This is a genomic window from Streptomyces mutabilis (assembly GCF_046628145.1).
GTDB classification, from domain to species: Bacteria; Actinomycetota; Actinomycetes; order Streptomycetales; family Streptomycetaceae; genus Streptomyces; species Streptomyces mutabilis.
This window is the reverse complement of the sequence record NZ_CP176874.1, coordinates 416,225-440,807: the sequence shown is the minus strand read 5'-3', so window position 1 is coordinate 440,807 and position 24,583 is coordinate 416,225. Positions and strand designations below refer to the sequence as shown.

Below are 24,583 nucleotides of genomic sequence, written 5' to 3'. Positions count from 1 at the left end.
CAACGAGCTACGCGCGTCAATGGCGCCCCGGTGAAGTCGAGTCGACGGTCGGGAACCCTGTGGGGTCGGCCTGCGCGACCGAAGGCCCTGCAGGCCGCGCGGGAACCTCCGATGGAGGCCCCGCTGGTCGGCCGGGGGCAGTGCCCACCGCCGGACGGGCAGCGCGTCCAGCGCCGCGCCTGCGGCCGGCGTCTGCGTGCAGACCTGCCGGTTCGACTTCATCGGTACCGTCCGGTCCTCGGCCGGCGCGCGTCGTCGACGGTGATCCACGTGCCGGAGCCGAGCACACGCGTGCCGCCCAGTCAGCGCGCCAGCAGGTCGATCACACCTGTCAGGTCCTCCTCGCCGCTTCCCTCCGACAGGCGTCGGCGCATCAACTCGAAGTACGGATCGAGCAGTTCCGTGCTGACGCCCTGCTGTTCGGCGGTGCTCAGGAAGGTCGGTGTGCCGGCCACCTGCATGGCGAGATTGGACACGACACCCTTGGTGTAGTCACCGCTCTGCAGCTGGTCGGCGGTCTGGTGAACCCCCGGGGCCATCGCGACCAGCCAGTCGGCCAGCAGCGGCGCGAACGAGACGGGGTCGATGTCCTCCTTGCGGATCAGCGCGAAGGCGTGGGCGGCACCGGCGAACATCCCGTACATGGCGCTGAGAAGCGCCACGTCGTGGAGAGCCGCGAAGCCCGCGTCCTCTCCGACGTAGGTGGTGCCGACCGGGACGCCCAGCGTCTCCCGGTGCCGCTCGAACAGCTGCGGCGAGCCGCTGTAGAAGACGTAGCCGCCGGCCTCCGGGACACCGATCATCGGAGGGACAGCCATGATTCCGCCGTCCAGGTAGCGGGCGCCGCGTTCGCGGGCCCACTCGTCACGGGCGCGGGCCTGGGCGGGCGTGCCGGTGGTCAGGTTGACCAGGTCCTTGCCGGTCAGGTCGCTGCCGGCCAGGACCTCACCGACTGACGCGTCGTCGAGCAGGCAGACGACGACGAGGGTGTTGGCCGCGACCGCCTCGGCGGCGCTGTCCGCGACCAGGGCCCCCTCGGCGGCGAGCGCCGCGGCGCGGGCCGGGTTGCGGTTCCAGACCGTGAGCCGGTGACCGGCGGCGAGCCAGGTACGGGCCAGAGCGGTCCCCATCGCGCCGAGGCCCAGCAGCGTGAGGGAGGTCTTCTCAACGGTGTGCTTCGTCATGCGGATCAGGCTGGTCCGAGACGCGAAGTCGATCAAGTACGCACTTTCGAGTGGGTGGTTACCCTGGGGTGAGTGAGCACGTCACGAGGGGTGGGGCATGACGACGCTGAACCGGCCGGGTGCGCCAGACGGGCACGTCTGCGGGATCGACACCGCGATGGAGGTCATCGGCGGCAAGTGGAAGGTGCTGATCCTCTGGGCACTGCACGAGCATCCCTACCGCCGCTTCGGCGAGCTGCGCCGACTGATTCCGGGCATCACCGAGAAGGTGCTCGCCTCCCACCTGCGTGAGATGGAGGCGGACGGGATCGTGCGTCGTGTCTCCTACGACGAGGTGCCGCCGCGCGTCGAGTACTCGCTGACGGAGGACGGCACGCGCCTCAACGACGCGCTCGAGCCGCTGGCCGTCTGGGGACGCGAGCGGCTCACCGCCCGACCGGCACAGCACGGCCCGGCACCGGTGACGGGGTGAGCGGACGGCCGGCCGCCCCGACGGCGATCGTCCGAGCCGCGACGCGCGCGTGACGGTCGGACACACAGCCTCACAACCGGGACCCCGGCACGTCGACCTCGCAGCCCGGTACGAACGGATCGAAGCCGTGCCTCGTGCGTGCCCGTGCCGGTTGCGTACGTGAAAGCAAGTCGTGAATGATCGGGCGACCTGGCATTGAGGGGGCGACGTGCGATTCTCCGACGGTCCGACCGTACATTGCGATGTCCAAGTCGAGGCGGCCGTGCCGCGGGTCTGGGAACTGGTGACGGACATACGTCTGCCCGCCCGGCTCAGCCCGGAGCTGCGGCGGGTCGAATGGCTCGGTGGCGCGGAGCGGCCCTCAGTGGGTGCCCGCTTCGCGGGCTACAACCACCACCAGCAGCTCGGTGAGTGGCGGACCGTCTCTCAGGTGGTCGAGCTGGACGAGCAGCGGGTGTTCGCCTGGGCCGTCATGGATGCGGACGGCCGATATGGAGAACCGACGCTGGACCCGGCCGGGCCCATGGCGTCCTGGCGCTACGAACTCGAGTCCGAGGGCGGGGGCACCAGGCTGCGGCAGTCGGTCCTCGTAGGGCCGGGCCGCAGCGGAGTCACGCTGGCCCTCGAGCGCTGGCCGGACCGGGAGGAGGAGGTCATCGCCTTCCGCATGAAGGAGTTGCGCGCGGGGATGGAGGCCACCCTTCGCGGCATCAAGGCGCTGGCCGAAGAAGGCGTGTGAGACCCCTTCCCATCGAGTGGATCGCCAGGACGGCCGGTCACAGCGCGGCGTGACCCGTCGCCGGTTCAGGGCTTCGTCAGGGACCGGAACTCGGTCGGCGTCATCCCGGTGTGCTGGCGGAAGAAGGCGCTGAACACCGTCGGGTAGGCGAAGCCGATGCGTTCGCTGATCGCGGCGGGCGGCAGGGACGTGTGGATGAGCAGGCGTTTCGCCTCCAGGAGCACCCGGTCGTCGATGTAGCGCTTGGCGCCGCACCCGAGGGCCGCCCGGGTCGCCCGGGTGAGCGTGCGGGCGCTGTATCCGAGCTGGTCGGCGTAGTCCTCGACCCGGTGGGTCCGTCCGAAGCCCTCCTCGACGGCCTGGCGGAACAGGTGGAACGGCTCGCTGCCGGCGGAGCGCGTCTGCTTCCGCGGGTCGGCGAGGTGGGCGAGCCGGATGAGGATCACCGAGAGCAGGTCGCGCAACGTCTCGATGTACGCCTCCAGCGTCAGACCGGGCAGCTCCTTGTGCTCCTCGACGAGTGCGTCGAGGTAGCGGAGCAGGGCCGCCTGACGCGCCGCGCCCGGCGAGACGAGGCGGTACGGGGCGTGCTCGCCGTCGCGGATCAGGGCGTCGGTCGCGGCGCTGGGGAAGCCGGTCGGGAAGACCAGCACGGTGGCGTCGCAGTCCCCGGGCCCGTCCGGGAACTGGAGGACCTGCCCGGGCCACACCCACAGCCAGTCGCCGGCCCCCGCGGTGCAGGAGGTGAAGTCCACCGAGCACGCCAGCCGCCCGCCGCGCACCGCGACGATCAGATGGAAGGCGGGCCGTGCGGGCAGGGTCAGCGGCAGCTCCCGCTCGGCGGCACGGGCGGCGAGCCCGGACAGGTCGAGGACGTCCAGGCCCGGAGGTCTGCCCGGGGCCGGGCGGTACGGCACCCTCGGGATTCCGCTCGGCCGACGGTCGGCCGCGAACTGTCCGTTTTCCTTCATCGCGTGCCCGAGTGTATGCGGATCAGTCCGTCGTGGCGGTCCTAGGTTGGGGCGGAAGGAAGCGCGACCGCGGACGAGCCGTACGGGTCCCGGTCCTGCGGCTTCCGGTACGCCGTCCCGACGACGCGCGGTGCCGCGGGCGCCTGCCCACGGCCGCGTCCCGTCGCTCCCGCGGCATCCCCGGCCGAGTGCGCCGCGCGTTTCCGCGATTCCCGCGATCAGCAAGGACCACCATGACCATCGAGTTCGCCACCCGCTACCGCGAGCGCTCCCACATCCCCACCGAGCCGGGCAAGCCCTACTTCATCGAGAAGGGCATGGGTGACCGCGCCCACCTCTTCACGGACATGTTCACCGTCTATGCCGGCGGCGAGCAGACCGAGAACACCTTCAACTTCTTCACCTGCGAGGGGCCCAAGGGGGACGTCATCCCGGCCCACTCCCACCCGGACACCTACGAGGTCTTCTACATCACGGACGGTGCGGTGCGCCTGTTCGTCGAGGATCTGGAGGGCGAGCAGTACGAGAGGCTGCTCACGGCGGGCGACTTCGGCTTCGTACCGAAGAACTGCCCGCACGCCTACCGCATCGAGCGCCACCACAGCCGGATCGTCGGCGTCGCCGCCGGCCCCGGCGGCACCTTCGAGCGGTTCTTCGAGAACCTCGGCACCCCCACGGACGAACTCACCGTGCCCCAACGGCCGTACGTCCCCGAGCCGCACAAGTTCGCAACCGTGCCGCAGCAGTACGACGTGAACTTCCTGCCCGACCACAAGTGGCGCACAGGCAACTGACCACCGTCGCCCCGACTCCCGTCCGTCCGCCGCAGAAGGGAAAGCCGCGTGACCACCGCAGCCCCCGGCTACCTCGACGTCCACGCCCACTTCGTCACCGACTCCTACGTACGCCGGGCACGGGCCGCCGGTCACGAACTGCCCGACGGTGTCCCCGCCTGGCCCACCTGGTCGGCTGCCGCGCACCTGGAACTGATGGACCGCTGCGGCGTGGAGACCTCGATGCTCTCGATCTCCTCCCCGGGCGTCCACTTCGGCGACGACGACGCAGCCCGCCGGCTGGCCCGTGAGGTCAACGAGGCCGGCGCCGACACCGTCCGCGAGCATCCCGGCCGGTTCGGCCTGTTCGCCTCGCTGCCCCTCCCGGACGTCGACGGCGCGCTGGCGGAGATCACCTACGCCTACGACACCCTGAACGCCGACGGCGTGGCTCTGGAGACCAACACCCACGGCACCTACCTCGGCAACCCGGACCTGGAGCCGGTGTGGGCCGAACTCGACCGGCGCGGCGCCGTCGTCTTCCTGCACCCGACCTCACCGGTGTGCTGGGAGCAGTCCGCCCTCGGCCGTCCCCGCCCGATGGTCGAGTTCGTCTTCGACACCGCCCGCACCGTCACCGACCTGCTCATGTCCGGCACCCTGGACCGGCACCGCGGCCTGACGGTGATCGTGCCGCACTGCGGCGGCGCACTGCCGGTCCTGGCCGACCGTATCGACGGGTTCATGAAGATGTTCATGCCACCGGGCACCGAGGCCCCCGGCGCCGTCGAACAGCTCGGCCGCCTCTACTACGACCTCGCCGGGCCCGCCCTGCCCCGGCAGCTTCCCGCTCTGCTGGGACTCGTGGGCCCGGACCGGCTGCTGTACGGCAGCGACCACTGCTGGACCCCCGCCGCGAGCGTCGAGGCGCACGTCGCTAGCCTCGACACCGCCCCGGCGCCCGACGGCGCCGACGGCTGGCGGGCGCTCACCACCGCCAACGCCCACCGCATCCTGCCCCGCACGGCCGCCTGAGAGAAGCAGTCCCACCGCGGCCCGGAGCGCCGCCGCGCCCGGCTCCGGCCATGGCCGGAGCCGGGCGTTCTGCCCCGGCTCCGCCACCCGCGCCTGAGCCGTGGCGGCACGGAGCGGATTCGCCTGACGGACGTGCCGGGACGGAAGACGAGCCTCCCCTTCACCCACCGTGTTTTCCTCCGCCCTTGGCACCTGTGGCTCGGTATCGCGACAATGACCGCAGTGAGTGGGGACAACCTGCTCCGACGTCGGCCGGAAAGTCCTGCGCCGAGCACGTGTAGGACCAGGGGAGCGGTCATGCTGGACAACACCAGTCGGGTCTGCGCAGACGCGGAGCCGCGTTCGAGCACGGTCCTGTCCGAACTGGAGCGGCTCGCCCTGCTCGCCGAGACCACGGCCCAGTTGATCTCCAACAACGATGTGGACGAGGCCCTGCAGCGGGTAGTGGCACTGATGGTTCCGCGGCTGGCGGACTGGGCCGTGGTCGACCTGGTCACCGAGGACGACGAGGTGTCACGGCACCTGGTGGTCCATGCCGAGGGCGGGACGCTGATCCGGCGCGAGGATCTGCAGGGCCCGATGCCACGGGTCTCCGCCGCCTCACCCATGCCCCTGTCCCGGGCCCTGCGCGGTATCGCCTCCTACCTGGCCGGTCCGGAGACCTACCAGGGACCGCCCGACACGGGAATCGCCGTGGAACAGCGCAGGCTCTTCGAGGCGACGGGAATGAAGACCGCGGCCATCGCGCCGATTCGCGGGCCGCGCGAAGTCCTGGGAGCCGTGACGCTGGGGCGCTCCGGAGAGGACGCCCGGGCCTTCACCCCGGACGATCTCGGTCTGCTGGAGGACATCGTCCGGCGCATCGGCCTGGCCCTGGAGAACGCCCGCCACTACACGAGGCAGGCCCAGGTCGCCGAGACCATGCAGCGCTACCTGCTGCCCCAGCTCCCGAGCCTGCCCGGCCTCGCCATGACCGCCCGCTACCTGTCCGCGCCGGACGCCTCGCACGTCGGAGGGGACTGGTACGACGCCTTCCCGTTGCCGTACGACGGCACCGCGCTGGTCATCGGCGACGTCGTCGGACACGACCTCGAAGCGGCGGCCGGGATGGCCCAGCTACGGAACATGCTGCGTGCCTACACCTGGTCCCGGAACCAGCCGCCGCACCGCATCGTCGAGGAACTGGATCAGGCCATGAGGCACATCACCGACGTCCGCATGGCCACCATGATCCTTGCCCGGCTCAGCTCGGGCCCCGCCGGTACCTGGCGCCTGCGGTGGACGAGCGCCGGCCACCCGCCCCCGCTCCTCGTCCACCACAACGGCCTGACGAACTACCTGGACGGGGCGAACGGCCTGCTCCTCGGCACCGGGACGCGTCGGCCCCGGCCCGACGCCACCGTCACGCTGCCTCCCGGCGCCACGCTCGTCTTCTACACCGACGGCCTCATCGAAGGTCGCAGGCGCCCCTTGGACACGGGGATGGAGGTACTGCGACGGCACGCGGCGGCTCTGGCCCACCGTCCTCTGGAGACCTTCACGGATCAGTTGCTGCAGCGCTCCCGCCCCGCCGACAACGACGACGACGTCGCCCTGCTCGCCATACGCATCCCCCTCGCGGTGGACGAGCAGGAGTACTGAGCCACACGTTCCCCCTCCACGGGCGACGAGAGCCGTCAACCGCCGGCCGCCGAGGCCACCGGGGCGATCTCCCTGGCACAGCGCACCGACGCCGAGCGCGTATCGGTGGAATGACCGATGTGCCGGCCACCGGGTCCTGGCCATAGTCCTCAGGAGACTGTTTCGCGGGTGGCCGTGGTGCCCCCGGTGTGGAAAGGACCTTCTGTGGACGCGTACGCGGACCTGGTGTTTCTCGGTGGACGGGTGGTCACGGTCGATGCGGAGTTCTCCGTCGCCTCGGCCCTGGCGGTGACCGGAGGGATCATCAGCGCCGTGGGGGAGAGGGAAGACGTCGCGCCGCTGGTCGGTCCCGGCACCCGCGTGATCGACCTGCGCGGGGCGACGCTGCTTCCCGGCATCAACGATTCCCACCTGCACGGATGCGCCTTCGGCATGGCGACGCCGCCGCTCTCCCTCGACCTCGGCCATCCCGCCGTGTCCTCCCTCGCGGACGTGGCCGAGGCGGTACGGGAGGCCGCCGGGCGGGTTCCGGACGGGCAGTGGATCACAGGGCACGGCTGGGACACCGGGTACCTCGACGAGTGCGTGGGTGACCCGTCGCGGCTGCCCTCGCGGAGTGACCTCGATGCCGTGAGCCCGGGCCACCCCGTCGTCCTGTACTCCTTCTCCGGGCACGCCACCTGGGTCAACTCCAAAGCGCTCGAGCTCATCGGGATCGACCGTCACACCGTCGCGCCGCCCGGCGGCGCCATCGTCGTGGACGAGACCGGGGAGCCGACCGGGCTCCTCCACGAGGGGGCCCAGGCTCTCGTCCAGAACGCGCTGCCACCGCTCAGCAGGCAGGAGCGGACCGACGCGATCAGGTCGGCCCTCGCCAAGCTCGCCCGCCTCGGCGTGACCAGCTACACCGAGCCCGGGCTGGGCCCCGGCGGTGACGGCATCATGCGGGGCGCGCTCGGCACGGAGACCCTAGACGTGTACCGCGGGCTGCTGGCCGACGGCGAACTGACCGCTCGCCTCGGCGTCCTGCTGCTGCCCAGCGGAATGGCGAGCACCGCCGAGGAGTTCGCCCGCGGCCTCACCGCCCTCGCCGACTCCGGCGACGCCGATCCGCGCCGACTCGCGATCCACGGGGTCAAGATCTTCGCCGACGGCGTCGTCCCCAACAAGACCGCGTGGATGCACGAGCCGTATGTCGGCGGAGGCTGCGGATCCCTGTGCGTCGGCGGTGAGACCGACGCCGAGCGGGTCGCCGAGATCGAAGCCATGATCCGGCACGCCCACGCCGCCGGGTACCAGCTGGGCGTACACGTCACTGGTGACCGGGGTATCGACACCGTCGCGGACGCCTTCGCCGCGGCCATGACCGAGCACCCGCGGCCCGACGCCCGCCACTACGTCATCCACGGCGACTTCCTCACCGCGCACAGTATGAAGGTACTGGCCGCGCACGGCTTCGGCGTCAACATGAACCCCACCATCAAGTGGACCGTCGCCGACATGGAGGAGGCGTTCGTCGGCGCCGGCCGGGCCGCGTACGCATGGCCCTACCGCGATGCCATAGACGCCGGGGTGCGGGTCGCGAGCGGGTCCGACGCACCCGTGACGTACCCGGACTGGCGGCAGGGCGTCGCCACGATGGTGCTGCGCGAGTCGAAGGCCGCCGGGCGGGTCAGCGGCCCCGAGCAGCGCATCGGCCTGGCCGAGGCGCTCCGTACGTACACGATCGACGCGGCCTGGCAGGACTTCGCCGACGACTGGAAGGGCTCCCTGGAGCCGGGCAAGGTCGCCGACCTCTGCGTGCTCGACGGAGACCTGCTCACCGCCGACCCCCACGACATCCCGGAGATGCCCGTCGTCCTCACCGTCGTGGACGGGCAGGTCGTCCACGACACCCTTCGCGATTGACGTACGCCCGGTACATGATCATCCTTGGAGGATGGCAGCGGAGCGGAGCACGGCGGACATCCTGGACGCGGCCGTCCACGTCCGTGAGGCCGCCAGGAGCGCCACGAGCGGCGCGGCCGGCGTCGACGGGGTCCTGGCGGCGCTGTCGGAGGTGATGGAGTACGACCACGCCTCCCTGGCCCGGTGGGATCCGCTGCGCCGGCGCCACACCACCCTGGCCGGGAGCTACCCGGACGACGCCACGGCGTACATCGAAACCCGCCTTCACCACGACCCGGTCTTCCCCGTGCTCCGCAGCCCGGCCCGAGGCGGTCTCTGGCTCATGGACGTCCCCCGGCAGCTCCTGGCGGCGTCACCGGGTTTCCAGCAGGTGCTGCGTCCCCTCGGCATCGAGGACGGCGTGGCCCAGTGCCTCTTCGCCGCCGACGGCAGGTACGTCGGCATGCTGAACGTCAGCACCCGTCGGCCGCGGCGCGCGCCCGATCCCGCGCGCGCCGTGGTCATCCTGCTCACCGAGGCCCTCGCCGCGGCCGTCGATTCCCACGCGGGCCCTCCGCCCGAGGCCCGCGCCGCGGCCGACCGCGCCGCGGACGGGCGGCGACCCGGCGGACTCTCGCCGCGGGAGCTCCAGGTGCTTGCCGAACTGACCGCCGGCCGCACCAACCGGGAGATCGCCGGGCGGCTGTACATCACGCCGCGCACCGTAGGGACCCACATCGAGCACATCCTCGCCAAGCTCGACCTCCCCAACCGCGCGGCCGCCGCAGCCCTGGCCGCCACCTGGGGAATCGAACCCTCCCGCTGACGCAAGCCGGCACCGCGGAACGCCCGGACCGCGGGCGCGCCCCTGCGGGACACTCCGCTTCCCCACCTGCGCCGAGCGCACCCGGCCGATCAGTTCGGCGGAGGTCGGTTCGGGGACGAACAGGGGCACCGGGACGGCGCGGCCGGCGGACGAACTCGCCGCTGCTCACCCGGCCGCACCTGCCGGCGTTCGGCCGGATATCGTGCACCAGCACCAGGACCATCAGCCAGGAGGACGGATGGGCAGTCGAACCGGCATAGAGGCGCTGCAGCGGATCCTGCCCCACGAATGGGGCGCGGACGAGCAGGTGGACTGGACGGCAGCCGAGGCCGACCTGGGCACTCCTCTCCAGACCGACTATCGAGACTTCATGGCCGTCTACGGTGGCGGCTGCATCGATGGCCTGATCGTCCTCCCGCCTCTGCCGACCGGAAACGGCTGGCAGGCATCCATCACCGGTCACGTGGCCGGCTTCCGCGAAATGTGGACCATGGAGGGCGGAGTACCCGGCGTCGGACTGGGCGCTGACCGAGTTCTGCCCTGGGGCAGCGGATGCAACGCGAACGAACTCGGTTGGCTGATGACCGGACCGGACCCCGACCGATGGCCTGTGGTCGTCTGGAGGAGACACGACGATCCCCACTGGGCCCTGTTCGACTGCGGTATGACCGAATTCCTGCGGCGCGTCATGACCGCCGCATTCGACGAGTGCCCCCTGAGCGACCTCTCACTGTGGGGACGAGTGGGCACCTTCGTCCATCACGCGGAGCAGGAACGCCGGTTCCACGCGGGCCTGGACCCGATGACCGGCGAACCGGACCCCTACGCGGGGATGTTCGGCTGACAGCCAACCGGCATCCTGCTCGAGTGGAACGCTCGACCCGGGCCGCCTGTGAGGGGTTCCTCCTCGAACGATCAACGCACGCAGGTCGTTGACGCTACGAGTCGGCGCATATTGTCGGCGTATCGAAAACCGCATACGTGTCGGCAACACCGCGCTGTCTTGACTGGCGGTATGCATCGACCCGCACCGTCAGCAGGAGCGACGACCCACCGGATTCGCAGGGTCCTCGCCGTCGGCCTGACAGCCGCCACAGCAGTGACCGCCACAGCCTGCGTCTCCCACGAGCAGAAACCCTCGGGCTCCCGGTCTGCCACCGACTCCCCGCCCTCCGCCGCTTCCCCGGCCGCGTCGCCCAGGCAGGTGCCTCGCCGTGACCATCGCGACGCACTCCGCGAGGCCAGGGGTGGAATCGGCGAGGCCGACGGCTTCGTCCCCGGCGGCGTGACCGTCTTCGACGACGCGCTTCCAGCGGTGGCCAGGCTCGACCCGGATCTCCTCAGTGCCCTCCGCCGGGCCGCGACGGCTGCCGCGGACGACAGCGTCACGTTCTACGTCAACACCGGCTGGCGTTCCTCGGCGTACCAAGATCAGCTTCTCCGTGAGGCGGTCTCCAAGTACGGGTCCCGGGAGGAGGCCGCCCGCTGGGTGGCCACCGCGGACACGTCTCCTCACGTGTCGGGGGACGCGGTCGACCTCGGGCAGTCGGATGCGACGGCCTGGCTGTCCGGGCACGGCGCCGAGTACGGGCTGTGCCAGATCTACCGCAACGAGCCCTGGCACTATGAACTGCGCCCCGAAGCGGTCGACGACGGCTGCCCGAAGATGTTCGCCGACCCCACCCAGGACCCGAGGATGCAGCCGTGACCGGCAGTGAGCGAGGACGCACGATGACGCCGGTCGAGACGGTGGAGACCGGGCAGGGAGGCGCCGGCCACCGGGACACCGGCTCCGGTGCCGGGCGCGCGGGCGCCCGCCGGGCCATGGGCGCCGTCTCGCGGCCCGGTCCCTGGCAGCGCGGCCGGGTGCCGGCGGTGCTGGCACTGCTGCTCGGCCTGCTCATGCTGCTGCACGCGTGGATCACGGATCGAGGGGGCCTCGGCAGCCTGGTGGAGACCTTCCTGCCGTGGTTCGGCCTGCTCATTCCCGTACTGCTGGCCGGAGCGCTGTGGCGCCGTTCCGCCTCCGCGGCGGTCGCGCTGCTGCTGCCGGTCGTGGTGTGGCTGCACCTCTTCGGCGGGCTGCTCGGTGACAAGTCCCATGCCGGGGCCGACCTCACCGTGGCCCAGCACAACGTCGGCGACGCCAACCCCGACCCTTCCGGTACCGCCCGTGACCTGGCTGCCTCCGGGGCGGACGTGCTGGCCCTGGTGGAGCTGACCGAGCAGGCCCGGGGCACGTACGAGGAGGAGCTTGCGAAGACGTATCCGTACCACGCGGTGCGGGGCACGGTGGGGCTGTGGAGCAAGCTGCCGTTGTCGGACACCCGGCCGGTCGACACCATGATGGACTACGGGCCGCTGGCGGCCACCAAGCCGGCCGACGTCAAGCTGACTGACAACCGGGCGCTGCGCACCACGGTGGCCACGGACCGGGGGCCCCTGGCCGTGTACGTGGCCCACCTCGGATCCGTACGGCTGATGCCCAGGGAGGGCTTCTGGACGGACAGCCGGGACCGCAACGCGAAGGCCCTCGCCGAGGCCGTCGCCGGCGAGCGGAACGAGCGGGTGGTGCTGCTCGGGGACCTGAACGGCACCACGGACGACGGCGCGCTCGACGGCATCACCTCACAGCTGCGCTCGGCCCAGGACGAGGCCGGGGACGGCTTCGGCTTCACCTGGCCGGCGGCGTTCCCGGTGGTGCGGATCGACCAGATCCTGGTCCGCGGAGTGAAGGCGGAGAGCTCCTGGGTGATGCCGGCCACCGGGAGCGACCACCTGCCGGTGGCGGCGGGCATCAGCTGGTGACACCGTGCGGAGCCGCCGGGCCGTGTTCGCGGCGCTGAAGGCGGAGGCTCTGAACGGATCAGGCTCTACCTGGCCCGCCGACCGGGAGACCGCGCCGCCGCTCACCATCCGGGGCCGCGTCAACAGCGGGGCCCCGACAGACTCGACAGGGGCCCCGCGCCCCCGCACAACCTGCCGACCATCGAGGCCGGCCGCCGAGTTGTCCGCGAACGTCCTCGGGATTGTCCGTGATCGGTAACGGACGCATCCCGCGGCCACCGTCTCCCGTCCTGCCAAGTGGTCCCGATGGGACCGGGGAACGGCGAGGAACTACGCGAAGGCGGGGCGGACATGGCACGGCACGGTGGCGGACGGGCCTGGTACGGCAAGGTGGCCGGGGCGGCGTTCGGGGTGACGCTGCTCGCCGTCGGTGCCTCCGTGTGGACCGCGCAGGCCGACCCCGTGGGCGGCGCGGCACCGCAGGCGACCGCGTCTGCCACGCCGGGCAGTGACATCGCGCCGGTCGACGTCACCATCGCGCACGCCTCGGACAAGGGGGCGCGCGGTGTCAACATCACCATCGACGACGGTCCCGACCCCGCCTGGACCCCGCAAGTGCTCGACCTGCTGCGCGAGTACGGAGTGAAGGCCACCTTCTGCGTCACGGGTACGCAGGCCCAGGCCCACCCGGACCTCGTGAAGGACGTGGTCGCGGCCGGGCACCGGCTGTGCGACCACTCGGTGTCGCACGACACCGCCATGGACAAGAAGTCCGAGGCGTACCAGTCCAAGGAGATCCTCGACGCCGAGCGCATGATCACCGAGGCGTCCGGGGGAGTACGCCCCATGTACTACAGGGCCCCCGGCGGCGCCTTCACTCCCCACAGCCGTGAGCTGGCCGCGTCCCGGGGCATGCGCCCACTGGGCTGGAACGTGGACACGAAGGACTTCGAACGGCCGGGCGCGGACGCCATCGTCGCCACCGTCCAGCGGGAGATCCACAACGGACCGACGATCCTCTTCCACGACGCCGGGGGCGACCGTACCCAGACGGTCGAAGCCCTGCGCAGGCTCCTCCCTTGGCTCAAGGAGCAGGGCTACTCCTTCGGCTTCCCCGTGCGCTGACACGCCCCGTCAGCGGGCGTCCCCGATGCGCCGGGTGCCGCTCGCGGGTGAACCGGGACTCAGTAGTTGCGCCACTCGTCCAGCACGTAGTCGAGCACGGCGGGGTCCATCAGTGTGCTGGCCCGTACGTCGGTGCGACGGCGGTCGACCGGGAACACGGTCGCCGCCCTGAGAACCGCGTCGTCCAGGTACCGCAGGTCGGGGACCTCCGAGGCGAGTCGCAGCGGCGGGGGTTCGGTGCCGCGGCCGGCGAGGACGAACCCCCAGTTGCCGAAGCTCGGCACGTCGACCTGGAATTCCGTGGTCGCGTATCCCGCCGTCTCGATCGTCTTCGCGATCGACCAGTACGTCTTCGGGGCGAAGAACGGAGATCCACTCTGTACCATCACCTTGCCCTGCGGCCCCAGGACCCGGCCGAGCAGGTGGTAGAACTCCACCGAGTACAGCTTGGCCAGCGACGCCGAATCCGGATCGGGGAAGTCGATGATCACGGCGTCGTACTGCTGTCGGGCACCGCGCAGCCAGTTGAAGGCGTCGGCGTTCACCACCTCGACCCGCGGGTCGTCCAGCGCGTCCCGGTTGAGCGTGCGCAGCGGTGCGTAGGTCCGCGCCAATCGGGTCATGGCCGGGTCCAGTTCGACCAGAGTGACGTGCCGGACGTCGTCGTACCGGAGAACCTCGCGCAGCGCGAGCCCGTCGCCGCCCCCCATGATCAGCACGTTGGAGCGACGGCCCGACAGCGCGGGGTGGACGAGCGACTCGTGGTAGCGGTACTCGTCGACGGAGCTGAACTGGAGATCGCCGTTGAGGAACAGCCGAATGTCGGGGCTCCCGGTGAAGGCGGTTGACCGGGTGATCACGATGTCCTGGTACGGGGTGGTCTCGGCGTGCACGATGGGGTCCGCGTACATGTGCTGACGCGCCGTGACCTCCAGGTCGTCGGCGAACACGTACGTCGCGCCGAGCACGGCGAGGACGGCGACGACCCCGGCCAGCAGGCCGGCCCGTACCGTGCGGCGGATCTCGCGGCGGAAGATGAACACCACGACGATGACGCCGGCGACCGCGTTGACCACGCCGACCACCAGCGCGCCCTTCAACTGGCCGAAGGTCGGCAGCAGGAACAGCGGGAAGCACAGGCCGCCGACGAGGGCGCCGATGTAGTCGACGGCGAACATGTCGGCGACGGCACTGCTCGCCTCCTGTCGGCGGATCCGCTGCAGGAGGGTCATCAGCAGCGGGATCTCGGCGCCGATCAGCAGGCCGACCACCAGGGACACCACGATCATCGCGGGCATGTAGAGCTGAAGCCAGGCGAAGGCGGCGTACAGCACCAGGACGGACAGGCCGCCGATCAGTGCCAGTACCCCTTCCAGCACCGCGAACGCGACGACCGCGCGGCGGCGCAACGGCTTGGCGGCCAGTGAACCCACGCCCATGGCGAAGACCATCACGGAGATGACCACGGAGGTCTGAAGCACCGAGTTGCCGATGAGGTAGCTGCCCAGCGCGGTCAGCGCCAACTCGTAGACGAGGCCGCAGGCGGCACAGAGGAAGACGGCGAGCAGCAGAAGGAACCGCGCCCCCCGGGGAGGTCGGGCCACCGGGGGGCGGGAGGGAGCCGCGGTGTCGCGGTCGTCCTGGATGGTGGAGCTCATGGGTGGTGTCCTAGGAAAGGGCCGCGCCGACCATGAAGGCGGTGCCGAGGTACATGCCGGCCTGGACCCACGCGGCGGGGTGCGGTCGGTCGCCTTCGTCCTCCAGGGCGACCGCACCCATCTGACCCGGTGTCAGCACACCGATCACGATGCCGACCAGCGTCATCACCAGCACACCGGCCAGGCCGTAGAGGAGCGTGCTCAGCAGGCCCTGGCCCAGTCCCTGTTCCGACTCGCTCGCCCGGATGGCCTCCATGATGACCAGGCCCACCGCTACGGACTGGCTGCCCAGCAGCACGGCCGCCCCGCGGTTGCGGTCCCGCCAGACCACGTGGAAGAGCTTGCCGGGTGTGACGAGGTCGAGGGCGAGGAAGCCGACGGCCATCACGGCGAGGCCCACGACTCCGTAGAGCAGTGCCTGGCCGGTCGACTCGAAGATCTCGGTCACTGGGGTGCCTTTCTGGAGAGCGTCGTCAGGGTGGGGAGGTGGTGCCTGGCTTCACGCGCCGGTGTCACTTGCCTTCGCCGGGGCCGCCACCGCGATAGCTCTGGCTGTTCGGGTTGGGCCAGTTCACGAGGTGCTGCTTGTACCGCCGGTATCCGTTGCGGTAGTCCTCGATCTCGATCAGGCTGCCGCCCTTGTACGGCGAGACGGTCACCATGTCGTCGCCGTAGCGCAGGAAGCTCATGCCGCCGCCGGCGGACCGGTCGAGGGACTTGCGGTGGTCGTGGATGGCGTCGGCGACCCGGTCCGGGGAACTGTCCTTGTCCAGCCACCGGGACCCGCCGCCAGCGGTGTACGTGTCGCGGATCCAGGAGCGAGGGACGCCGTCGTCCCCGTCGCTCGAGCAGGACGAGAGCACGAGCGTGACCAGCACGGCCGCCACCGCACTGCGGACGAATCGGACACGGTTCATCGGGCCTCCAGCGTGGTGTGCGTCGATACGATCTGCCCGTCCTGCGGGTAGGTGTGCCAGGTTCGCCAGGACAGTCGGGTGCGGCACGATTTCTCGGACGCTTCGACGACCACTGCCGTCACGGCCTCCGGTGAACCGGGAAAGACTCCGCACAGACTGTGCTCCGCCTCGGCCGCCCGGCCGAGGATGCCCGCCACCTGTGCGCTGAACTCGCGAGGGTCCAGTCGCGCCGTGGTGGCACTGAAGTCGTAGGTCCAGTCGCCCTGTTGCCGCGTGAGCCTGGCCGGCAGGCCCCGGTCGGCGCCCGGAAGGCATGCCACCGTCTCCCTCACGGGCCCGACGAAGACCTGGTGCGAGGCGCCGAGGAGCCTCATGCGTACGCTCATTCCGCCCACAAGCACCTCTCGTTCGGCGAGCGACGGCCGTTCGGTCAGGTCGAGTGAGAAGCAGAGCTGGTCCGCGGCCGTGTCCAGGTAGGGAGCTGGCAGAGATAGAGCGTGCACGCGGCCCCCGGTCCGATATTGCTATGAGCGGCGCCGAGTATGGCACATGCGTCCCGGGGCGCATGAACGGCGGGGGCTCCCGTCGTTGCACGGCCCGACGTTCGCCCAGGGGTACGGAAGCACCGGCTGAGGGGCCGACTTCGCGCCCCCGGCTCCGCATGGTCTTCCTCAACCGGCTGACCGGCAGAACGGACCGCTCCGACCGAGCGCACACGACGGGCTTGCGGTCAGCTCGCCATGGCCCGGTGGCCGGCCTCCTGGATCACGCGATCAGCGGTCTCCTCAGGAGTGAGCGCCGCGGTGTCGAACCACCAGCCGACGCCGCCTAGCTCACGCTTCATGCCGAGATCGAGGTCTTCGTAGCCGTCGAAGTCGAACCGCTCCCGTGGAGCACGGATGGTGTTGCGGTACCGGCAGGCTTCGATTCCCGGCGCCAGGACGACGAACAAGACGTGCAGGTCGGGGAGGAGAGAAATGAAGAAGTCCAACTGCTCGCGATCAGGAATCACCCAGTCGATCACGGGCGTGAAGCCGGCGCCGGCGAAGTTGTTCGCCAGCGCGCACAGATTGCGGTTGCACAACTCCACTTGCCGAGCTGCCTCTTCGGCAGGCTCCCCAAGGGCGCCGACACGACCGCTGACAACCAGCCTGCTGATGAAGTCACCATCGAGCCGAGCAGCACGTGGCAGACGCTCGGCCACCAGCCGGGTAACCGTCGATTTGCCGGCTCCCGGCATCCCGGTCACGATCAGGCAGTCCGGCCTCTCAGCAGTGAGCACGCCCCAATAGTGGCAGCCCCGTTTTCCGTAGCACAACCGCTCATGGGAACGTGACGGCCGCGGCTGCCGGGCCGCGTGGACCGGCCGCGTCTGTCGCAGTCAATCGAGGAGCACCAGCTGCACGTCACGTACCTGAGGCGAATGTCCACGAGATTCGGCGGTACGGTGCACGCGCCGGGCGGACGGGTGCCATGATCGCTCAGCGGCATCGCGCCTCGGCACGCCACCCGGCGGACCGGGCCACCCCGCGAACAGCGTGGTCAACGGAAAGGACCCGGCATGCGCAGACTCGTCCACTACATCGCCACCACTCTCGATGGCTTCATCGCGGGCCCGGACGGCGCGGACCCCACCGGTCCCAACGGTTTCTGGCCCATACCGGAGGACTACGTCCGGCACCTCGTGGCCGAGTACCCGGAGACGCTGCCCGTCCAGGCCCGGCAGGCCCTGTCCGTCACGGCGGAGGGCACGCACTTCGACACCGTGCTGGAGGGGCGGCGCAGCTACGAGATCGGTCTCGCGGCCGGCATCACCGACGCCTACCCGCACCTGCGGCACCTGGTATTTTCCCGGACCCTGACCGAGAGCCCGGACCCGGCCGTGGAATTGGTGGCCGACGACCCGGTGGCGACCGTGCGTGAACTCAAGCGACAGGACGGCAAGGACATCTGGTTGCTGGGCGGCGCCGAGCTCGCGGGCTCCCTGTACTCCGAGATCGACACGCTCGTCCTCAAAGTCGGCCCGCTGACCATCGGCGACGGGATCCCGCTGTTCTCCCGCAAGGCCGCCTTCGACCCGCGCACCTGGACCCTCGCGGACCACACCGTCCTCCAGAGCGGCGCGGTGTTCCTCACCTACACGCGCGTCGGCAGCTGAACGCCTTGGGCGGGCGGCGCTCCTGAGAGGGGCAGGGCGCACTCGGAGGGCCACGCATACGCCTTGTCCTGTCGGTTGTAGCACACGGTCGGGGGAGGTGCCTGTACCAGGCAGGGAGCGCTGCCTGGTGCGGTGCCACGCGCCATCGCCACCACCCTCGAACACCACCCACGCCGAATGGGCGTGGATCGGATCGCGTCCATGATCTCGTGGCGAGCGTGCTTCTCCGGCCGGCTCCACCGCGTGGTCTCGCGAACCGGCGCGGGCAGCGGTGGCTCAGGAACCGACAGAACAAGAGGCCGCGGAGCGAGAGGCCGCGACCGTCTTCGCAGTACGGATAACCTGCGCCGATGAAGCGGATTCAGCGGGCCGCCGGTGCGGTCGTCGGCTCGGCGGTGGGTGACGCGCTGGGCGGTCCCTTCGAGTTCGGGCCCCAGGGGGCGTTCTCCGCGCGGTTTCCCGCGTCCGGTGTCGGGGGCGAGATGTGCGGAGGCGGTGGCTGGGACCCCGGCGAGGCGACCGACGACACGCAGATGGCCATCCTGGTCGCGGAGTCGCTGCTGGAGCGGGGCGGACTGGATCCGGCGGACATCTTCGCCCGCTTCCAGCGGTGGGCAGCATCAGAACCGAAGGACATCGGCCTGCAGACCGAGGACGTCCTGACCAACGGCATGCCCTGGAACCTCGCCGCCGCGATCCATTTCCAGCTCAACCACCGGGCGGCGGGAAACGGTTCCTTGATGCGGGCTTCCACCTCCGCGGTCCACTTCGCTGCCGCCGGCCAGGAAGCCACCATGGACGCGGCCCGCCGCATCGCCGCCCTTACCCACGGCGACCGCGCGGCCTGGGAAGGCACTGCGATCTTCCACGAACTCATCCGCGTCACGCTCGAGGACACCGACCCCCTCACCGCCCTCCCGGACATCCTGGCTCACGTGCACCCCGACCACCGTGGCCGCTATGCCACCGTCCTCTCACCCGACTGGCACCCCGATCAGGCGACCGAGTTCAACGGCGCCGTCTGGCCCTGCCTGGGCTCAGCCGTCTGGGCGCTGCGCACCACCACCGGCTTCGAGGACGCGATACGCGCGGCGATCGATCTCGGCGGTGACACGGACACGGTCGCCGCGGTGACCGGAGGTCTCGCGGGCGCGTACTACGGGCTGGACGCAATCCCCGCCCGCTGGACCCAGCCGCTCCATGTCCCCCTCCCAGGATTCGACGGACGGGTGCTGCGCCCGGCAGATCTGCTCCACCTTGCACACCGCTTGCTGGAGGGCCGGTGATGAGACAAGTGGCCGAACAGTGCCACTCCCGGCAGTCCGGGTCGTGATGGCACGCGGTGCTGCCTTCTTGATCATGCGAGGGATCAGTCTCCCGCACCCCGCCCCCGGCAGTGGCCGGTCCCTTGATCAATGGCTCGAATTCGTCTACCGACCGTCAGTGGCGTGAGCAAAGGTTGCGCATGTCCGGGCCTCGACCGGGGCCCTGGATGTCGAGTCCGTGCACCCCACCACCCAAGGGAGAAGCATGCGTACCGAGATCGTCCTGTCCCACGAAGCCCCCGAGCTCGACCTCGACCTGGATCTGCGCGTCTCCGACCTCCCGGAGCAGGCCGAGTCGTTCGGCCAGGGCACTTTCACCTCGCCGAGCAGCTACGCGATCGGCACGCGCTGCCCCATCTGTTGCTGACGGACTGAGACCCCCTCGGGGCTCTTCCGAGCGGGGCGGGCCCGGGTCCGCCCCGCTCTTCCGTACGACGACGAGGAGGACATACGTGGCGCCGGAGCCCGAAGCCCACCGAGCATCCGCAGCGTTCGAGGTACGGGAGCCGGTACTCGTCCGTATGGCGAGCCGGCCGCGCGGCGCCGCTCTGGCCACGGTCGACGCGGCCGAGCCGGTTTCCGGGGCGCGGCAGCTCGCCTCCGATCCCCTGCTCGGTCAGGCGGTCCGGGTGGCCAGCGGCTCACTGGCCCACAGCCTGGCCGGCCTGACCAGCGACGAAGGCGCGACCGCGCTCGGCCGCAAGCGGACCCTGAGCGCCGCGCGAACCCTGACGCGGTACGCCCGCCGCGCCGGGGCGCGCCCGACGCCGTTCGGCCTGTTCGCGGGTGTCGGTACCGCCCGGTTCGGTTCCGCGGCCAAGGCGGAACCCGGCACCGGTGAGGTCGCGGTCCGGCTCGACGGCGCGTGGCTGCGCCGCCGGGTACTGGCCTGGCTCGCAGAGCCCTCCGTCCGTCGGCGCGTGGACGTCGTACTCAACGACCTGTGTTTCCTGCGGGACGGCCGGCTGTACCTGCGCACCGGCGGTCAGGAACAGTCGGTGCGCGACAACGCGCTGGTCGGCGCCGTGCGCGAGCGGGCACGGACCCTGGTGCCGTACGCCGATCTGCTCGTCTGGCTGACGGAGCGCTTTCCGGCGCTGGACACCGAACGGCTCGACCGTCAGCTGGCCGGACTCCTCCAGCACGGCTTCCTGCTCACCTCGGTCACCCCGCACCGCATCGACACCGCGCTGCTCGACGGCATCGAGGCGGTCCTGGACGCGGCGCTTCCCGACGACGCGCAGGCGCTGCGGGACATCCGGGCGGCCTGCGCACGGCATCAGGCGGACCCCCCGGGTCAGGGCTGCGACTCCTGGCAGCAGCTCCTGGACGAAGTCCGACGGCTCGACGTTCCCGGCACGGACGGCGACGCGCACGCCCGGCCACCCCTGCACGTGGATCTGCACATACCCGGCGAGTTCGTGGTACCGGAGGCGGTCGGCCGGGAGGTGTGCCGGTACGCGGCCGCCATCTGGGCGATCACACCGGAGTGGACGACGCTGGCGTACATGCGGGACTACCGCGAGCGCTTCATCGAGCGCTACGGCACCGCCTGCGCCGTGCCGTTGGGCGAGCTGGTCGACCCGCACCGCGGACTCGGCCTGCCCCCCGAGTACGGCGCGGAGCCCGCGTACGCACGCCGCGGCCCCGGCGACGAGGCGGACGGTCCAAGGCGCGCGATGATCGGCGAGCTGCTTCAGGAAGCCGTCCTGTCCGGCGGCGACCTGGTGCTGACCGACGACGTCGTACGGCGTCTCGCCGAAGTCGCCGGGCACGATCCCGCCGCCGCGCCGCCCCGCAGCCTCGAACTCTGCTTCCAGGTGCTCTCCGAGAGCACCGCCGCACTGGACCGCGGCGACTTCCGGCTGCTCGGCAGCCCGCACATCGGAGCCTGGACGGCGGGCGCCACCGCGGGCCGGTTCGCGACGGCGGCCGGCCTCACAGCTGATCTCGCCCGGCTGGCCGCCGACACCGCCGTCACCCCCGACGACGCGGTGATCGCGGCCCAGCTCGAGTTGATGCCCCACGAGCCGCGCGGCCTCAACATCGTCCAGGTGCCCCGGCTGCTGCCGTACCGCATCCCCGTCGGCGTGCCCGACGACCGGGACGACCCCCGCTGCCTGGACTGGCGCTCGCTCCTCGTCGCCGCCGGCTCCGACGGGCTGCGGCTGCTGCACCCGGAGAGCGGCCGTCCGGTCCGCCCGGTGCTGCCGCACATGCTGGCCCTGGACACACAGGCGCCGCCGGTGGCCCGGTTCCTCATGGACCTCGCGACGGCGCGGCCCCGAGTGTGGTCGGGCTGGGACTGGGCCGGACACGACACCCTGCCGTATCTGCCGCGCGTCCGGTTCGGGCGGGTGGTGGCGATGCCCAAGCGCTGGCTGCCGGGCCGTCGGCTGCGTGACGCGGCCCGGGCGCGGGGCGCCGAGGCGTGGGAGCAGGGCCTCGACGCCTGGCGCCGGCGCCTTGCCGTACCGGACAGGCTGCAGATCGCGCGCAACGACCAGATGTACCCCGTCGACCTGCGCGACCGCTGGGACCGGGACCTGCTGCGCGCCGAACTGACCGCCGCCCGTCCCCAGTTCGTCCTCTACGAGGATGTGACGGCCGACGGTGCGGGGCTCGGCTGGAACGGCGGGCACAGCACGGAGATCGTGGTGCCCCTCGCGGGGGCGCGGCGGCCCGCCGGGCGTACCGCACCGGACAGCGCCGAGCCGGAGCGGACCGCCCCACCGGTCCGGCCTGTGCCCGCCCGGTTCCATCTGCCGGGTGAGGACTGGCTGTTCGTCAAGTGGTACGCGGAACCGTCGGCCCACGAAGCCCTGCTCGCCGAACATCTTCCGGCCCTGCTCGCCGAGGTCGAGGACGAGGTCGACCGCTGGTTCTTCCTGCGCTACCAGGACCCCGAGCCGCATCTGCGGCTGCGCATCCACGGCGACCCCGGGGCGCTGAACGGCCGGGTCCTGCCCGCGATCAGCCGTGTGTCCAGGGCCCTCGTCGAGAGCGGGGCCCTGCGCACGATGACCCTCGACGTGTACCGGCCCGAGAGCGACCGGTACGGAGGCGAGGCCCTGCAGGAAGCGGCCGAGCGCTTCTTCCGCACGGACAGCCTGTCGGCGCTCGTCCAGTCGCGCGCTCTGCGGGGCGTCGGGCGGGCGCTCCCCGCCGCCGTGCTCGCCGGCCTCGGGCACGCCGTGCTCCTGGAGTCCCTCGGCGACTGGGACTGGTGCGGCTGGGTCGACCGGATGTTCACGAAGACCGCGGAGCACGAGGAGTACCAGCGGCACCGCGCCCTCGCCGACCGACTGATCAGGCCGGGGAACGCGGTGTCATCGGCTGCGGAGGCACTCGGGGCGCCGTCCCTCGGCACGCTCTGGTCCGAGTCGCCCGAGCCGCGCGCGTACGGGCGGCTGATCCTGTCCGCTCCGGAGGCCGACCGGGACGAGGCCCTGCTGTCGCTCCTGCACATGCGGCACAACCGTCTGTTCGGCATCGACCGGGCGGCCGAGGCCCGCGGGTACGCGGTCCTGCGGGGCGCGGTGCGGACCCATGTCGGCCGACGGCGGCACGGGAGCAGGAGCGGACGATGAGCGGGACAGGGGAGCAGACGATGAGCGGGGCTGCCGAGGGCGGGACACGGGAGCACACGACGGGCGGGGCCACCGAGGGCGGGACGCGCGAGCGCCTCGCCGGCCGGTCCGCCCAGGACCTGCGGGAGCGTGCTGCCGCCGTCTCCGCCGAGATCCTGGACCGGCTCGCCGACCCCGCCGCCACGATGGCGGCCACGCGGATCCCGGCCCAGGCCGCGGACGACGGGGTCGCCGAGCCGATCTGGGCCGAGCTGACCCTCGGCAGCGGCAGCCCCGGACTCGCGCTCGCGTTCACGGGAGCCGCCCGGGACCCGGCGCGACAGGTGCCGCGCGCCCACGCGTATCTCACCGCGGGAACCCGCGCCGTCTCGGGCCGGGCCGGCACCGCGGGCGGAATCTTCAAGGGGCCAGGGGCCCTGGCGTTCGCCGTACTGCTCGCTCACCGCACCACCGGAGGCTACGTCTCCGCACTCCATCGCTTCGACGCCTACCAGCGCGATCTCGTACGGACTGTCCTGCCGCCCGTCGAGGACCGGCCGCTGCCCACCATCGGGCGCTACGAGGTGGTCCGTGGCCTGACCGGTGTCGGCCGCTATCTGCTGGCCCGGGCGGAGAGCTGTGAGGAACCGCTGACGGCGGTGCTCGACTACCTCGTACGCCTGTCGCTGGGCACCGTGGAGCACGTAGGCGCAGACGTGCCGCGCTGGTGGGCCCTGGACGCGCCCCGGATCGGCTCCGAGGCGGCCTTCCCCGGCGGCCACCTCAACCTGGGCCTCTCGCACGGCGTCGCCGGGCCGCTCGCCCTGCTGGCCCTGGCCTGGGAGCAAGGCGTGCGGGTGCCGGGGCAGCAGGAGGCCATGGAGGCGACGGCCGAACTCCTGCGGACCTGGGCGGTGCAGGACCGGTACGGCCTGTTCTGGCCCGGCTACCTCTCCTTCGCCCAGTGGCAACGGGGGCCTGCCGCCTACGACGGAGACGCGAAGTGGCCGGCCTGGTGCTACGGGGCTCCCGGAGTCTCCCGCGCCCTGCAACTGGCCGGACGGGCGCTCGGCCGGACGGACTTCTCGGACCTCGCCCGGGCCTCGGTGGACCGGCTGCTCGTCCTTCCCCGGTCGGCCTGGGGCATCGACGACCATGCGCTGTGCCATGGTTGGGCCGGCGCCCTGCACCAGCTCGGCCGGCTCGACGAACTGTGGCGGGATCCCCGGCTGGCCGAACTGCGGGACGCCATCGCCGCCGAACTCGTCTCCGCCTTCGACCCGGCAGTGCCTTTCGGACTGCGGTTCACGATGACGAAGGTGCCGTTCGGCTCCGATGTCTCCGGCTACCTCGACGGCGCCGCCGGCGTCGCGCTCGCCCTGGACTCGTACGCGACGGACGGCACACCGGCCGACTGGGACATGCCGCTGTTGCTGGCGTGAGGGACCGACCGGCTTTCCGTTCGGTTGTCGGGTCCGAGCCGGGGCGAGGACCGGGCCGGCGTGATGCCGGCCCC

Annotated in this window: 23 protein-coding genes; 16 read left to right on the top strand and 7 right to left on the bottom strand. The window is 71.4% G+C overall.

Features of this window, described 5'->3' with window-relative positions; translation table 11 throughout:
• Positions 1-302: 302 nt before the first annotated feature.
• Positions 303-1,184 (bottom strand): NAD(P)-dependent oxidoreductase, encoded by an 882-nt coding sequence (locus ACLIN4_RS01530; protein ID WP_289907999.1) that lies wholly within the window; start codon positions 1,182-1,184, stop codon positions 303-305.
• 97 nt (positions 1,185-1,281) lie between these two features.
• Between ACLIN4_RS01530 and ACLIN4_RS01525 the strand changes: the two genes are divergently transcribed.
• Both ACLIN4_RS01525 and ACLIN4_RS01520 read left to right on the top strand, forming a co-directional pair.
• Positions 1,282-1,656 (top strand): winged helix-turn-helix transcriptional regulator, encoded by a 375-nt coding sequence (locus ACLIN4_RS01525; RefSeq protein WP_100045014.1) that lies wholly within the window; start codon positions 1,282-1,284, stop codon positions 1,654-1,656.
• A 208-nt stretch (positions 1,657-1,864) separates the two neighbouring features.
• Positions 1,865-2,395: an SRPBCC family protein gene (locus tag ACLIN4_RS01520; protein WP_381913786.1), complete on the top strand. Its 531-nt coding sequence runs from the start codon at positions 1,865-1,867 to the stop codon at positions 2,393-2,395.
• A 65-nt stretch (positions 2,396-2,460) separates the two neighbouring features.
• Here ACLIN4_RS01520 and ACLIN4_RS01515 read toward each other — a convergent pair whose 3' ends face one another.
• Entirely contained in the window at positions 2,461-3,366 is a 906-nt protein-coding gene (locus tag ACLIN4_RS01515) for a helix-turn-helix transcriptional regulator (RefSeq protein ID WP_107477273.1), read from the bottom strand.
• 233 nt (positions 3,367-3,599) lie between these two features.
• Between ACLIN4_RS01515 and ACLIN4_RS01510 the strand changes: the two genes are divergently transcribed.
• From ACLIN4_RS01510 to ACLIN4_RS01470, 9 genes are all read left to right on the top strand, one after another.
• A complete protein-coding gene (locus ACLIN4_RS01510) occupies positions 3,600-4,160 on the top strand; it encodes a quercetin 2,3-dioxygenase (RefSeq protein WP_107477274.1) in 561 nt (186 codons plus the stop codon).
• A 48-nt stretch (positions 4,161-4,208) separates the two neighbouring features.
• The gene (locus tag ACLIN4_RS01505; protein ID WP_289908003.1) at positions 4,209-5,174 is read left to right on the top strand and encodes an amidohydrolase family protein; all 966 of its coding nucleotides are present in this window, start codon (positions 4,209-4,211) and stop codon (positions 5,172-5,174) included.
• 297 nt (positions 5,175-5,471) lie between these two features.
• A complete protein-coding gene (locus tag ACLIN4_RS01500) occupies positions 5,472-6,815 on the top strand; it encodes a PP2C family protein-serine/threonine phosphatase (protein ID WP_289908004.1) in 1,344 nt (447 codons plus the stop codon).
• A gap of 204 nt (positions 6,816-7,019) precedes the next feature.
• The gene (locus ACLIN4_RS01495; RefSeq protein WP_411575413.1) at positions 7,020-8,723 is read left to right on the top strand and encodes an amidohydrolase; all 1,704 of its coding nucleotides are present in this window, start codon (positions 7,020-7,022) and stop codon (positions 8,721-8,723) included.
• A 31-nt stretch (positions 8,724-8,754) separates the two neighbouring features.
• Positions 8,755-9,528, top strand: coding sequence for a helix-turn-helix transcriptional regulator (locus tag ACLIN4_RS01490; RefSeq protein WP_107477278.1), 774 nt, complete (start codon positions 8,755-8,757; stop codon positions 9,526-9,528).
• Positions 9,529-9,766: 238 nt separating this feature from the next.
• Positions 9,767-10,372 carry an SMI1/KNR4 family protein gene (locus tag ACLIN4_RS01485; protein ID WP_411575412.1) on the top strand — a complete coding sequence of 202 codons (606 nt, stop codon included), beginning with the start codon at positions 9,767-9,769 and terminating at the stop codon, positions 10,370-10,372.
• Positions 10,373-10,732: 360 nt separating this feature from the next.
• On the top strand, positions 10,733-11,236 hold the full coding sequence (locus ACLIN4_RS01480) for a M15 family metallopeptidase (protein WP_411575411.1): 504 nt from the start codon (positions 10,733-10,735) through the stop codon (positions 11,234-11,236).
• A gap of 116 nt (positions 11,237-11,352) precedes the next feature.
• Positions 11,353-12,336, top strand: a complete 984-nt coding sequence (locus tag ACLIN4_RS01475) for an endonuclease/exonuclease/phosphatase family protein (RefSeq protein ID WP_373420286.1) — start codon at positions 11,353-11,355, stop codon at positions 12,334-12,336.
• A 330-nt stretch (positions 12,337-12,666) separates the two neighbouring features.
• Entirely contained in the window at positions 12,667-13,440 is a 774-nt protein-coding gene (locus ACLIN4_RS01470; protein WP_290012155.1) for a polysaccharide deacetylase family protein, read from the top strand.
• A gap of 59 nt (positions 13,441-13,499) precedes the next feature.
• Here the strand turns inward: ACLIN4_RS01470 and ACLIN4_RS01465 are convergent, their stop codons facing one another.
• The 5 genes from ACLIN4_RS01465 to ACLIN4_RS01445 all read right to left on the bottom strand — a co-directional run bounded on the left by ACLIN4_RS01465 (position 13,500) and on the right by ACLIN4_RS01445 (position 17,297).
• Positions 13,500-15,098 carry a polyamine aminopropyltransferase gene (locus tag ACLIN4_RS01465; protein ID WP_107477282.1) on the bottom strand — a complete coding sequence of 533 codons (1,599 nt, stop codon included), beginning with the start codon at positions 15,096-15,098 and terminating at the stop codon, positions 13,500-13,502.
• Positions 15,099-15,108: 10 nt separating this feature from the next.
• Complete coding sequence (locus tag ACLIN4_RS01460) at positions 15,109-15,546, bottom strand: DUF350 domain-containing protein (RefSeq protein ID WP_100045025.1); 438 nt, start codon at positions 15,544-15,546, stop codon at positions 15,109-15,111.
• A gap of 64 nt (positions 15,547-15,610) precedes the next feature.
• Positions 15,611-16,015, bottom strand: coding sequence for a DUF4247 domain-containing protein (locus tag ACLIN4_RS01455; RefSeq protein WP_411575410.1), 405 nt, complete (start codon positions 16,013-16,015; stop codon positions 15,611-15,613).
• Positions 16,012-16,518 (bottom strand): DUF2617 family protein, encoded by a 507-nt coding sequence (locus tag ACLIN4_RS01450; protein WP_107477284.1) that lies wholly within the window; start codon positions 16,516-16,518, stop codon positions 16,012-16,014. The genes ACLIN4_RS01455 and ACLIN4_RS01450 overlap by 4 nt, the downstream gene beginning before the upstream one ends.
• A 227-nt stretch (positions 16,519-16,745) precedes the next feature.
• Positions 16,746-17,297 carry an AAA family ATPase gene (locus ACLIN4_RS01445; RefSeq protein ID WP_411575409.1) on the bottom strand — a complete coding sequence of 184 codons (552 nt, stop codon included), beginning with the start codon at positions 17,295-17,297 and terminating at the stop codon, positions 16,746-16,748.
• Between the two features lie 279 nt (positions 17,298-17,576).
• Between ACLIN4_RS01445 and ACLIN4_RS01440 the strand changes: the two genes are divergently transcribed.
• From ACLIN4_RS01440 to ACLIN4_RS01420, 5 genes are all read left to right on the top strand, one after another.
• Positions 17,577-18,173 (top strand): dihydrofolate reductase family protein, encoded by a 597-nt coding sequence (locus ACLIN4_RS01440; RefSeq protein WP_107477285.1) that lies wholly within the window; start codon positions 17,577-17,579, stop codon positions 18,171-18,173.
• 350 nt (positions 18,174-18,523) lie between these two features.
• Complete coding sequence (locus ACLIN4_RS01435; protein WP_107477286.1) at positions 18,524-19,459, top strand: ADP-ribosylglycohydrolase family protein; 936 nt, start codon at positions 18,524-18,526, stop codon at positions 19,457-19,459.
• Between the two features lie 244 nt (positions 19,460-19,703).
• The gene (lanA, locus tag ACLIN4_RS01430; RefSeq protein ID WP_063484126.1) at positions 19,704-19,865 is read left to right on the top strand and encodes an SCO0268 family class II lanthipeptide; all 162 of its coding nucleotides are present in this window, start codon (positions 19,704-19,706) and stop codon (positions 19,863-19,865) included.
• 85 nt (positions 19,866-19,950) lie between these two features.
• Positions 19,951-23,088: a lantibiotic dehydratase gene (locus ACLIN4_RS01425; RefSeq protein WP_290012157.1), complete on the top strand. Its 3,138-nt coding sequence runs from the start codon at positions 19,951-19,953 to the stop codon at positions 23,086-23,088.
• 20 nt (positions 23,089-23,108) lie between these two features.
• A complete protein-coding gene (locus ACLIN4_RS01420; protein ID WP_411576721.1) occupies positions 23,109-24,509 on the top strand; it encodes a lanthionine synthetase C family protein in 1,401 nt (466 codons plus the stop codon).
• The last annotated feature ends 74 nt before the right edge of the window (positions 24,510-24,583 follow it).

Bases quoted from the DNA above. Each gene is read 5' to 3' on its own strand.
- ACLIN4_RS01530 (WP_289907999.1), bottom strand. From the start codon at position 1,184: ATGACGAAGCACACCGTTGAGAAGACCTCCCTCACGCTGCTGGGCCTC.
- ACLIN4_RS01525 (WP_100045014.1), top strand. From the start codon at position 1,282: ATGACGACGCTGAACCGGCCGGGTGCGCCAGACGGGCACGTCTGCGGG.
- ACLIN4_RS01515 (WP_107477273.1), bottom strand. From the start codon at position 3,366: ATGAAGGAAAACGGACAGTTCGCGGCCGACCGTCGGCCGAGCGGAATC.
- ACLIN4_RS01510 (WP_107477274.1), top strand. From the start codon at position 3,600: ATGACCATCGAGTTCGCCACCCGCTACCGCGAGCGCTCCCACATCCCC.
- ACLIN4_RS01500 (WP_289908004.1), top strand. From the start codon at position 5,472: ATGCTGGACAACACCAGTCGGGTCTGCGCAGACGCGGAGCCGCGTTCG.
- ACLIN4_RS01490 (WP_107477278.1), top strand. From the start codon at position 8,755: ATGGCAGCGGAGCGGAGCACGGCGGACATCCTGGACGCGGCCGTCCAC.
- ACLIN4_RS01485 (WP_411575412.1), top strand. From the start codon at position 9,767: ATGGGCAGTCGAACCGGCATAGAGGCGCTGCAGCGGATCCTGCCCCAC.
- ACLIN4_RS01475 (WP_373420286.1), top strand. From the start codon at position 11,353: ATGGGCGCCGTCTCGCGGCCCGGTCCCTGGCAGCGCGGCCGGGTGCCG.
- ACLIN4_RS01470 (WP_290012155.1), top strand. From the start codon at position 12,667: ATGGCACGGCACGGTGGCGGACGGGCCTGGTACGGCAAGGTGGCCGGG.
- ACLIN4_RS01465 (WP_107477282.1), bottom strand. From the start codon at position 15,098: ATGAGCTCCACCATCCAGGACGACCGCGACACCGCGGCTCCCTCCCGC.
- ACLIN4_RS01455 (WP_411575410.1), bottom strand. From the start codon at position 16,015: ATGAACCGTGTCCGATTCGTCCGCAGTGCGGTGGCGGCCGTGCTGGTC.
- ACLIN4_RS01440 (WP_107477285.1), top strand. From the start codon at position 17,577: ATGCGCAGACTCGTCCACTACATCGCCACCACTCTCGATGGCTTCATC.
- ACLIN4_RS01435 (WP_107477286.1), top strand. From the start codon at position 18,524: ATGAAGCGGATTCAGCGGGCCGCCGGTGCGGTCGTCGGCTCGGCGGTG.
- lanA (WP_063484126.1), top strand. From the start codon at position 19,704: ATGCGTACCGAGATCGTCCTGTCCCACGAAGCCCCCGAGCTCGACCTC.
- ACLIN4_RS01420 (WP_411576721.1), top strand. From the start codon at position 23,109: ATGAGCGGGGCTGCCGAGGGCGGGACACGGGAGCACACGACGGGCGGG.